This is a genomic window from Alcaligenes parafaecalis (genome assembly GCF_026344135.1).
In the GTDB taxonomy this organism is placed as follows: domain Bacteria; phylum Pseudomonadota; class Gammaproteobacteria; order Burkholderiales; family Burkholderiaceae_B; genus Alcaligenes; species Alcaligenes parafaecalis.
Map to the genome: position 1 here is coordinate 1 of NZ_JAPKNA010000008.1, position 11,793 is coordinate 11,793.

An 11,793-nucleotide genomic window follows, 5' to 3' on the forward strand; every position below is an offset into this window, starting at 1 on the left:
ACGTCGTCTTCGGCGATCACGTTGATCGCGATCTCAGCTTCTGGCAGGTCGGTGTCTACGCCGTAGCCACGGTCGGCTTCAGCGCTAGCTGGGTTACCAGCGGCGTCTTCCGTTTCCACCTTGGCGTGAACATTGCTGTCCTTGGCCAGTTCGGCACCAGGAACGTCCACGTTCCAGGTCTTGCCATCAGCGTTAACGGTGGTCGTGTAGTCCTTACCATTGACCGTCACGGTCACGGTGTCACCAGCCTTGACGTCTTTACCCACCGTACCAGAGACAGTGACATCTCCTTCCGATTCGGCCTTGTTGATCACGTCGTCTTCAGCGATCACGTTGATCGCGATCTCGGCTTCTGGCAGATCGGTATCTACGCCGTAGCCGCGGTCAGCTTCAGCGCTAGCTGGGTTACCAGCGGCGTCTTCCGTTTCCACCTTGGCGTGAACATTGCTGTCCTTGGCCAGTTCGGCACCAGGAACGTCTACGTTCCAGGTCTTGCCATCGGCGTTAACCGTGGTGGTGTAGTCCTTGCCATTGACCGTCACGGTCACGGTGTCACCAGCCTTGACGTCCTTGCCAACCGTACCCGTCAAGGTCACGTCGGACTCAGACTCGGCCTTGTTGACTACGTCGTCTTCAGCGATCACGTTGATCGCGATCTCGGCTTCAGGAGGCGTAACGTCTACGTCGTAAGGCTTCTCGTCGGTGGCGGTCGTTGTGTTGCCAGCGTCATCAGTCGTGGTGACTTTGGCTTCAACCTTGTCGTTGTTGACCAGTTCGGAGCCGGGAACGTCCACGCTCCAGGTCTTGCCGTCTGGATTAACGGTGGTTTCGTATTCTTTGCCACCTACGGTCACAGTGACCTTGTCGCCTGGTTTGACGTCTTTACCCACCGTACCGGTGATCGTGACGTCACCGCCCGACTCTTCCTTGTTGATAACGTCATCGCCCGTGATCGAATCAATCTTGATCTCGGCTTCAGGAGGCGTAACGTCTACGTCGTAAGGCTTCTCGTCGGTAGCGGTCGTTGTGTTGCCAGCGTCATCAGTCGTGGTGACTTTGGCTTCAACCTTGTCGTTGTTGACCAGTTCGGAGCCAGGAACGTCCACGCTCCAGGTCTTGCCGTCTGGGTTAACGGTGGTTTCGTACTCTTTGCCACCTACGGTCACAGTGACCTTGTCGCCAGGTTTGACGTCTTTGCCCACCGTACCGGTGATCGTGACATCGCCGCCCGACTCTTCCTTGTTGATAACGTCATCGCCCGTGATCGGATCAATCTTGATCTCGGCTTCAGGAGGCGTGACGTCTACTTCGTAAGGACGATCGGTAGTGACAGTTGTGCTGTTGCCAGCCTCGTCAGTCGTAGTGACTTTGGCTTCAATCTTGTCGTTATTGACCAGTTCGGAGCCAGGAACGTCCACGCTCCAGGTCTTGCCGTCCGGGTTAACGGTGGTTTCGTACTCTTTGCCACCGATGGTCACGGTGACCTTGTCGCCTGGCTTGACGTCTTTACCCACCGTACCGGTGATGGTGACGTCGCCGTCGGACTCGTCTTTGTTAATCACGTCGTCGCCCGTGATGGGGTCGATGGTGATTTCAGCTTCTGGAGGCAGAGTGTCGACCGTGGTCGTGTCTTCGCCGCCGTTACCTGGTGTGCCCACTTCGTTGGTGTAGCTACCGTCAGGTACTTTGACGGTGATTTCGCCTTCGTAGTTCGGTGGGGGAACCAGTGTGCCGGTCCAGGTCTTGGGATCTTTATTGTCAGGCGTCAGGCCTTCGATGCGACCACCGCCGGTGACCACGATGTCTTCGATGTCGAAGCCAAATGGCACTTCAGTGAACGTGAAGGTAACCGTGCCGTCGTCGTTGATCTTGACGGTAACGGAGGGGGGAACCAGGGGACCGGCTTCTTCTTCGCCTGTACCGCTGTAGCCACCCAAGCGCACGTTTTCAACATTAGGCACGCCAGGACGTGGGTATTCCAGTGCCAGTGGGCGCGTGGTTTCCACAATGCTGACCAGACGGGTGAAGCTGCTGCCACCGCCTTCGCCACCACCGGTCAATACGGCAGCGGTTGGGTCAAGTTGGGAGAATGGGTCATTGCCGGCTTCCAAAGCGGCCAACACAGCCGTAATGGCTGGATCGTTGGGGTTAGCCAGGGCGGCTGCCACAGGGTCCACATCCGTTTCTGCGATATCGCCGCTAACCAGGAAAGACCGGTTATCGGAAATCGTCATGGGTGGGCTGCCTGGGATTTCGAGTTCGACGCTGGCGCCGGTCTCGGTGATGATCTCGGCGTTAACAGGGACACGCATCCCTTCTTTTACAGCTACTTTTGAACCATCGCTGGTACGAATCCATGCCGTACCTTCAACTCGGGTTACTAAAACAGTATCCAGTGCCATGACTGTCTGATTCCTAAAAAAAGACCGCGGCGACGCAGCAGTCTGAAATTGACTTTCTTTGATCAGAGAATAGCGAGTTGACCCGCTGCTCGATATTGGCGTCGCCGCCAGTTCGCTGTTTTATTTATTGTTATTGACTTAACTTAACAATACGAACGGGACGGCGAGCAGGCGCTTAGGCTATGCCGTGTACTTTTAGCGCCAACATCAAACGATCTGTTACATCCAGCTTCTCAAAAACAGCCTGGAGATGGGCGCGCACCGTTCTTTCGGTGATTCCCAGATCGTTTGCAATCAACTGATTGGAGTGACCCAGCGAGGCGCGTTGCGCAACCTCGACTTCACGGCTGGTCAAGGTGCTTTCCCAACCCGCCTTCGGTTCCAGACGACGGGTGACATCGCTGAGCAAACGGCTCAGCAAGGACTCGCCCACCCAGACCTGGCCACTGGCCACATGATCCAGCGCCTGCACCAGCAGCGGGGAGGAACTGTAAGCATGAATGTAACCACGCGCACCCAAAGCCAGAACAGACTGGCCTTCCGTATCCAGTGGCCGGGGGCTGGCGATAATTACTTTCATGCCCTGCACGGCCTGGGCCCACTGAGGATGGTTCCACAAAGCCAGGGCGCTATCGACCACCACCAGATCACGATGCTGTTGTTTCCAACGCAATAAATCGTCCATGCCCTGCCCTCTGGCGGGCAGCCAGGTCACGGATTCCAGATGACGCCAATGCTGCCACAACGCCTCATCGGCAGTCAGAAATAAAACCGAATTTACTTGTCGCATACCGCTTTTCCCTTACTGGTAACACGAGCTATAAGCCATCAGCTCTTGGTCTGACTCGGGTGTTACACCTCTATCGTCAGCGCTACTCCCCCAACGGACCGATCGGCCTTAACGCTCCCTGAAGGCGTTGGATCTGGCCCTGAGAATAGGTTTGAGTAAGTACTGCATAACTGTCCGCTTGCCCGTCAGGATGTGCACATCGGCCACCATACCGGGCAAGATTGGACGGTTATCGTCACCGACGTAAACCGTGTCAGTACGTACCTTAGCTATATAGAATGAATTGCCTTTTTCATCGGTAATGGTGTCGGCACTGGTTTGCTCCAGCACGCCAGGCAAGCCACCATAGATGGCGAAGTCATAAGCCGTGAACTTGACCTCGGCAGTCTGTCCCGAGTGCAGAAACCCGATATCGCGCGGATTAATACGTACTTCCAACAACAAGGTGTCATCGGTAGGCACGATTTCCAGAATATCTTTACCGGGTTGCAGCACACCGCCTACCGTATTGGCAGACAGCGTCTTGACCGTGCCGCGCACAGGCGAGCGCACTTCAGCCAGTCGCACACGATCAGCCAAGGCGCGTTGGCCTTGTTCCAGAGAAGCCAATTTGGCGCGTGTTTCAGCCAGCTCGGTACGGGCCTGGTTGCGGAAGATGATTTCCACTTCGCCAATACGGTTCTGAGCTTCCTGAATGGAGGCTTGAATACGGCTGATCTGTGCGGTAGCTGCTTTCTGTTCACCGCAGTAACGAGCTACATCACGTTGCAAGCGCAGCAAGTCCACTTCGGACACCGCTCCGCTCTTGAGCAAAGGACGAGTCATTTGCAGTTCTTGCGAAGTCAGCCCGCAACTGGATGCCGCTTGGTCACGGTTAGCCTGCGTTTCACGCAGTTCCTGTTGGCGCTGGTTCAACTGCTCTTGAGCCACCGAAATATTAGTGCGAAGCTCTTCTGTCCGAGCCTGCCAGACACGGCGCTCCATTTCAGCCAGATCCGGTGCTTTCTCCAGAACTTCGCTGGGCATATCAAAGGGCTGGTCGGCCGCAATGGCTTCCAGACGAGCCGCCTTGGCCATCAAGGACAAGGATTCGGCTTCGTTCTCACCCAGAGACGACGAGGCACGCGTAGGATCAACTCGCAGCAGCACTTCACCGGCTTCCACGGATTGACCGGGCCGCACCAGAATTTCTTCAACAACGCCGCCGTCCAGGCTTTGCACAATCTGCACCTGGCGAGAAGGCACCACTTTGCCTTCGCCGCGCACAACTTCATCAATACTGGCCAGGCTTGCCCAGACGATCAGCACGCATAACGCCAAAAGGCTTAGCCAGATCAGCAAGGTAGAGCCGCGCACTTCCTGGTAGCGAGCTGTCCAGGAAGCGTTCTTGACCATATTGTTGCCAATAGGTGGCGAATCGGAATTGTCGAGCTGAGTACGCACCCAAGCGATCAGATTTTTGATCTTCATGCTGCACTCCGGGCTTTACCGATCTGCCCACTACGCAAGGCAGCAACGACCTGATCTTTCGGACCATCGGCCACAATGCGGCCCATATCCATCACGATCAGGCGATCCACCAGCTCCAGCAAGGCCGTGCGGTGTGTCACCAGCACCACCGTTTTACCTTCGCACTCTTTATGCAGGCTACGGCGCAATGCGGATTCGCTCTGGTTATCCATATTGCTGCTGGGTTCGTCCAGCAACAGAATAGACGGGCTACCAATCAGGGCACGCGCCACGGCAATGGCTTGGCGCTGACCTCCCGACAAGGATTCACCACGCTCGCCAATCATCATGTCGTAGCCATCAGGATGGAGTCGGGCAAAATCGTCTACACCGGCTTGGCGGGCTGCTGCCAGCATCTGCTCGTCGGTCGCATAAGGCGTGCCCATGATCAGATTGTGTTTCAAGGTGCCATAAAACAGCATGGGGTCCTGCGAGACATAACCCATGGAGCGACGTACGTCAGCCGGGTCTATCTGCAAGCTATCAATGCCATCCAGCACCACGGTGCCGCCGGTCGGTTTGTACAGCCCGAGGATCAATTTGGACAGCGTGGTTTTACCAGATCCGATACGACCAATAATGCCGATCTTCTCGCCCGCTTTTAAGGAAAAACTGACCTTGTCGAGCACGTTCTGAGTTGCACCGGGATAGGTGAAACTGACGTTACGAAACTCAATCGAGCCTTCCAGATAGGGACGAGGAACAAAGTGACGCTCTTCGGGATGCTCAACCGGCATCTGCATGTAGGAATCCACCGAACCCAAGGAGGTACGGGCATTCTGATATTGCATCATCAAACCTGCCACCTGCCCCAAGGGAGCCAGACAGCGGCCAGCAATCATGGAGGAAGCAATAATGCCACCCATGGTCAGCTTGGTTTCCTGAACCAGGTACACCCCGATAATGACTACGCTGATGGTGACCATCTGCTGCAGCATTTGCACTGTGTTAACGGTAAGGGTGGAGGTCAGCTTGATTTTGGCGCCCTGGCGAGCCAGATACTCGGTGGACTGTTCCCAGGCCCGCTGAGCATTGCTTTGGGCATTCAACACTTTCAGTGTTTCCAACCCAGCCAGAGACTCGACCAAACCTGCGTTACGCTGAGCGGCCGCCTGGAAGGTCTGTTTGGTCAAACGCTCCATACGCGCCTGGGCGAACCAGGAAATACCCAAAATAATAAAAATAGCGACAACCGGCGGAATCAGCATCCAGGGCGAGATCCACGCCAGCACAGCCAAAAACAACAGCACAAAAGGCAAATCGACCAGTGTGGTCAAACTGGCCGAAGCGATGAAGTCGCGCACGGATTCAAACGAGCGCAGGTTGGCAGCAAAAGAGCCCACCGACGGCGGTCGGTTCTCCATGCGCAAGTCCAGCACCCGCTCCATTATGCGAGCCGATAACTGAATATCCACACGTTTGCTGGCGGCATCGACCACATAGGCTCGCACGCTGGTCAGCAACATGTTCATCAGTAACACCAGACCAATCCCGATCGACAGCACCCACAGGGTTTCAATCGCTTTATTGGGGACGACCCGGTCATACACGTTCATGGTGTAGAGCGGAATGGCCAGGGCAAACAGATTGATCAGAAAGGCGGCGCCAATCGCATCGCGATACAGGCGCCAGTTCTGCACCACGGCAGCCCAGAACCAGTGCTTGCCCTTGATCGGGGCAACACCATCTTTAGCACGTGCTTCAACCCGAAAATCCGGCTGCACAACGGCCAACAGCCCGGAGTACTGCGCTTGCAGAGCGTCCAGACTGATTTCACTGGGGCTACCGCTTTCCGGAAAGTGCACCCGCGCCTGCTGATCATCCAGACTCAGCAAGACACATGCCCGGTTATTGTTCAGCAACAAAATAACCGGGAACAGATTGGTGTCCAGTTCGGTGAAAGGTCGACGCCAGATGCGGGCCGTGCAATGGCCTCGCGCCGCCGCCCGACTTAGTAGCGCGGGCGTCAGTCGTCCTCGCTGCAAAGGCAGACCCGCCGACAAGTGCTGCGGCGTGCAGGGATTACCATGGATACGGGTAATCTCTGCCAAGCAGGTCAGGAGCGGATCATCATGGGTCAGATGAGGCGGGATACTGAATTCCCCGCTTGTGGGTGTCGTGCTATCAGATGAGTGGTTCATCGTCATTAATCAAATCCAGCGAATCCCGCAGGCGCTGGCGGGTCAGTTTGCGCTCATTCAATTTGGCCAAAGCCTGCGGAGGCAGATCAGTCATACGAAGTACACCGTTTGCAATCAGTGCATCAATCAAATCCTCCAGCACCCGGATAAAACCTGCATCCGAGGCAGAAAGCTCTTGCTTGTAATCATCTTCGTTCTGACTCATACGTGCCTCCTTCACTATCTAATACGCCAAGTAGCAGAGACTTACAGCCCGGCTGCTTTCTCGCGCAGGACGGGCGGAGCCATACCATCGCGATAGTCAACCGACACAGGGGTCAAATTGGACGTATCTGGAACTGGCGTCATGCAAGCCTGGAATGCCTCTTCGGGGAAATCCAGCTTGGTGGCTTCTTCAGGCTGCTCCGAGTAAGGCTGGGCCAGGCCAACCGCCGACACCAGACGGTGCGACAGGGTCAACCAACGGTATTCAGCTTGCTGCAAGTCGTACGTGGCATTGGCCAGAGCACGGCGAGCATCAAACAATTCGTTTTCCGTATCCAGCAAGTCCAGCAAGGAGCGCTGACCAATCTGGAACTGCTGCATGTAAGCAACGCGAACCTTGGAGGTAGCCAGTTCGTGTTGTTTCAGGAATGGCAACTGAGCACGCAAGCGCTCGATGTTGTTCCAGGCGACAGCCAGATCTTGCTGCACGTTACGGCAGGTGTAATCACGCACGTCGCGGGCGGCATATTGCTGAGCCGTGGTTTGGCGGATACGGGCTGCATCAGCACCGCCACGGAACAGGTTGTACGACAGCATCAACTGCACGTTGCTGCTTTGCGAATTGCGGTAAGCGGAACCGGGAGGATCATTTTTGTCTTTACCCGTAGCAGCACGGAATTCCAGCGTAGGCGACATGCGGCCTTGGGCCACGTGCTTGCCGGACTCAGCCGCTTGGTACAGCGCCTGCTTGGCCAAGATCATGGGACTGGTGCGCAGCGATGGCAAAAAGTCCTTGGTATTGGCGGGAATGGATTCGCTCAGGCTGGGAGCGGTTTGCATGACTTCAGGAGCGGCCACGCCAACAATACGGCGGTAGCGTTGCAACACGTCGTTCAGGTTGCCTGCTTCGGTCATCATGTTGCTTTGAGCCAAGGACTGACGACCATAGGCCTGTTCCAGGTCAACGCCACGGCCCACGCCGGATGCGGAACGCTCCTGGATCTGGCCCAGGATGTTCATGTGCATGCCGTAGTTTTCACGAGCCAGCTTTTCCATTTCGCGGTAACGCAACACGTCAATGTGTGCATTGGCCGCTTCCAGCGCCAGGGAGTCGACCGAAGCCAACAGCTCGTAATAAGTAGCCAGTTTTTCGTAACCGAGCTGACGGACCTGGTTGATCGAGGAGAAACCATCAAAAATCAACTGACGCAGTTGCAGGCTGTAGCCATTGCGCGACCAGTTGGTCGACGGAGCACCCGAGGTGCTGCCACGCCATTCTTTGCCAACCCAACCCTGGGCATTAACTTCTGGCATCAAGGCGCCACGGCTGACATTCTGGCCTTCAAGCGCAGACTGGAAATCCTGAAAGCGAGCGCCAAGTTCAGGATTGGACATGATTGCCCGCTCAATACTGTCCTTGAAGCTCAAGCTGCTTTCCTGGGCTAGCACTGGTTGCGCCAGCAGTAGCGCTGTCAGTAGCGAACTTACCGTTAGAGTTTTATTACCACGCACGTCGGCCTCCGTAAGATCCTGTGCAACATCGCACGACAGACGTCATCACGTCATCGTTGCAACGCATTGCCAGATCAAATTTAAGTACAAAAATGAAAGAAGAATGGGTTCGGTGTGCCACTTAAACCAAGTGAAAGGAACACCACCCGAGGGCCCAACACCTATGTATTGCACATGGGCTTTACATCTAAGGTTGGCACGCACATCGCCAACCGCAGCAGTATGTTCATAATGGACCGGGGCAAGACAAGGCGGAGCTACAGGCTTCTGACCTGTATTCTTGGAGCATAACCTTGTGTCTGATTGTGACCTTTTGCGTGACGTAGAGTGCAACTGTTCACGTGGATCACGGGACAAATTGTATCTTAGATTACAAGGGCCTTCGTCGATCACAATGTTAAAAATGATAAATAGCCTGTGACAAAAACAGCAACAAAGCCATGAAATTAAACGATTCTGAGCAATTAGGCGCTTAACCAAGAATTGTTGTGTCATGTTCGCCGCTGACAACCGTTGGTAATAATCTACAAAAAACTTTCACCATAATAAGCATTTAGGTTACATCAAGAGAAATCCCAGTTCTCATCAAACGATAAAAATAATTTCTGTGTCGTAAACATAACAATCATTCCAATTAAGAATGCTGCACTTGTAACGATTTCTTATTGCATTTTGATGTCTCTTTTCATCTCTCCGTCAGGTTTTTAAAAAGAGATTGAATATCAAAAACTTATAACAATCGAACCAGTCCTTCGCTTTTTTGCACTCCTTTGTTGCTTCTCTGAACAATCCGTTGCTGCGATCCCTACCACCCATGCTTGTCCCGCTTCTTCCCGCCCGATACCATCGGAAAGGTACGTATCTAGTTAGCAACACAGACAACTTGGAGGCCGCTCATGTATCAACACCTGGCCCTGTATATCAATGGTCAATTTCTGGATGGACAAGGTCGCCAGACCCAGGCCGTCATCAACCCTGCCAATGGCAGCACGCTGGGCCAACTGCCCCTGGCATCCCAGGCGGATCTGGATGCGGCACTGGATGCGGCTCAGACCGCTTTCAAAAGCTGGCGCCATAGTTCACCCATGGACCGCAGTGCGATCTTGCGCAAGGTTGCTGAACTGTCGCGCGAACGCGCTCAGGAAATCGGCCGCAATCTGACCCTGGATCAGGGCAAGCCACTGGCCGAGGCAGTGGGTGAAATTCAGTCCTGCGCTGACCATGCAGATTGGCACGCCGAGGAATGCCGCCGTATTTATGGCCGCGTCATCCCTGCCCGCAATCCCAAAGTGCAGCAAATGGTCTTGCGTGAACCCATCGGGGTCTGCGCAGCGTTTACACCGTGGAACTTCCCCTATAACCAGGCCATCCGCAAAATCTGCGCGGCTATTGGAGCGGGTTGCACCATTATTCTGAAAGGCCCCGAGGATTCGCCCAGTGCAGTCATGGCGATTGCTCAAGCCTTCCATGACGCAGGTCTGCCTCCTGGCGTACTGAATATTGTCTGGGGTGTGCCGCAAGAGGTGTCGGATTACCTGATTCGCTCGCCTATCGTGCGCAAAGTCTCGTTTACCGGCTCTGTACCCGTGGGCAAGCAACTGGCCGCGCTGGCCGGTGCTCATATGAAACGCATCACCATGGAACTGGGTGGCCACTCTCCCGTGCTGGTCCTGCCTGATGCCGATGTGGCACGTGCGGCTCGTCAACTGGCTCGCTTCAAGATTCGCAATGCCGGGCAAGTCTGCATTTCCCCCACGCGCTTTTATATCCACGACGATATCTACACGGCATTTGTGGATCGCTTCACCGAGGAACTGGCGAATGTGAAAGTGGGCGATGGTCTGGACCCGGATACACAAATGGGCCCCTTGGCCCACGAGCGCCGTATCCCCATGATGCAAAAATTTGTCGACAACGCCCGCTCACTAGGCGGCAAAGTGTTGCTTGGCGGCGAACAGATCAAGCGCGACGGTTTCTTTTTCTCGCCCACGGTGCTGACGGATTTACCCGACGATGCCCTGGTCATGACTGAAGAGCCTTTTGGCCCCATCGCCCCCCTGACTCGCTACAGTGATCTGGACGATGCTATCGCCCGTGCCAACAGCCTGCCTTTTGGTTTATCGGCCTATGCCTTTACCCAATCCTTGCAAGATGCGCATCGACTGGGCACAGAGCTGGAAGCGGGTATGGTCAATATCAACCACTTTGGCAGCTCCCTGCCCGAGACCCCGTTTGGCGGTGTCAAAGACAGCGGCATTGGTAGCGAAGGCGGTGCTGAAACCTTTGACGGATACTTAGTCACCAAATTTGTGACCCAGATCTAAGACTGGCTCCTGGCCCCGCTTTGCGGGGCTAGGGTGAACCCCTACTGTACTAACTACGCATTCCCGTTACATTATTCAAACACTCGTTTGAAATTAGGAATTAACGGTGAAACGCTCTGATCGAACACAGTCCTCTATTCTCGATGCAGCCGAACATCTGTTCGCGTTGTATGGTCACGAAAATACCTCCATGCGCCAGATTACGGCGCAAGCCAAGGTGAACCTGTCGGCAGTCAATTATCACTTCGGCAGCAAAGACGGACTTACACAGGCCGTGTTTCAACGCCGCCTGAACAGCATCAATCAAGAGCGTCTGGAAAAGCTGGCCTGTTATCGCCAGCAAGCCGGTGAAGGCCCTCTGAAAGCCTCCCAGGTTGTGGATGCTTTCTTTGGCCCCCTGATCCGGCTGGCTGGCTCGGGCAACGGCGCCCCCCGCTCGTTTATTCCTTTGCCTGGGCAAGACCGCCCGGCACCGCAGGACTTCATCCAGTCTATCTGTTGGGATGAACAAGTCGCCATCTTCCTGCCCTTCAAGCAGGCTTTGCACGAAGCCCTGCCCACGGTGCCGGAAGAAGAAATTATCTGGCGATTCCATTTCATGTTGGGTGCCACTTCCTACGCATTGATGGGCACCCAATCATTGCGTCGGGCTTTGCAATTACCCCTTAGCGACAGCCCCGAAAGTGAACAGCAACTGCAACAACGCTTGATGAGCTTCCTGCTGGGTGGATTACGAGCTCCTTTACCCGCCAACGCCTGAGCTGACCGGTCGTCCCGACTGCCAAGCTGTACCCAGGTGAACCATGCCCCTTTTAGGGGCAGCAAGTCGAAGGTGCAGCGTGGGGGCATTTTTTACCGCCGGGCCGCTCCCAAGGCTCGGCGCCCCCGGTAAAAGCACCCCCTCGGGGGGC

At 55.2% G+C, this 11,793-nt stretch carries 8 protein-coding genes; 2 read left to right on the forward strand and 6 right to left on the reverse strand.

The annotated features are described in order from the left end of the window. From OSH09_RS17775 to OSH09_RS17800, 6 genes are all read right to left on the reverse strand, one after another. Positions 1–2,402 (reverse strand): retention module-containing protein (locus OSH09_RS17775; RefSeq protein WP_266121751.1); only part of this gene is annotated, 2,402 nt, incomplete at its 3' end. A gap of 175 nt (positions 2,403–2,577) precedes the next feature. Next, the gene (locus OSH09_RS17780; protein WP_222669435.1) at positions 2,578–3,192 is read right to left on the reverse strand and encodes a response regulator transcription factor; all 615 of its coding nucleotides are present in this window, start codon (positions 3,190–3,192) and stop codon (positions 2,578–2,580) included. A 108-nt stretch (positions 3,193–3,300) separates the two neighbouring features. Further along, positions 3,301–4,662, reverse strand: a complete 1,362-nt coding sequence (locus OSH09_RS17785) for an HlyD family type I secretion periplasmic adaptor subunit (protein ID WP_207872611.1) — start codon at positions 4,660–4,662, stop codon at positions 3,301–3,303. Further along, positions 4,659–6,842 carry a type I secretion system permease/ATPase gene (locus OSH09_RS17790; RefSeq protein WP_266121752.1) on the reverse strand — a complete coding sequence of 728 codons (2,184 nt, stop codon included), beginning with the start codon at positions 6,840–6,842 and terminating at the stop codon, positions 4,659–4,661. Before OSH09_RS17790 ends, OSH09_RS17785 begins: the two co-directional genes overlap by 4 nt. Continuing rightward, positions 6,826–7,047, reverse strand: coding sequence for a hypothetical protein (locus tag OSH09_RS17795; protein WP_207872612.1), 222 nt, complete (start codon positions 7,045–7,047; stop codon positions 6,826–6,828). The genes OSH09_RS17790 and OSH09_RS17795 overlap by 17 nt, the downstream gene beginning before the upstream one ends. Positions 7,048–7,088: 41 nt before the next feature. Then, positions 7,089–8,474: a TolC family outer membrane protein gene (locus OSH09_RS17800; RefSeq protein WP_243430174.1), complete on the reverse strand. Its 1,386-nt coding sequence runs from the start codon at positions 8,472–8,474 to the stop codon at positions 7,089–7,091. 980 nt (positions 8,475–9,454) lie between these two features. On the opposite strand from OSH09_RS17800, the gene OSH09_RS17805 reads away from it, so the two are divergent. Next, positions 9,455–10,882 (forward strand): NAD-dependent succinate-semialdehyde dehydrogenase, encoded by a 1,428-nt coding sequence (locus tag OSH09_RS17805; RefSeq protein ID WP_266121753.1) that lies wholly within the window; start codon positions 9,455–9,457, stop codon positions 10,880–10,882. Positions 10,883–10,988: 106 nt separating this feature from the next. Continuing rightward, positions 10,989–11,642, forward strand: a complete 654-nt coding sequence (locus OSH09_RS17810) for a TetR/AcrR family transcriptional regulator (RefSeq protein ID WP_207872614.1) — start codon at positions 10,989–10,991, stop codon at positions 11,640–11,642. Positions 11,643–11,793 lie beyond the last annotated feature (151 nt).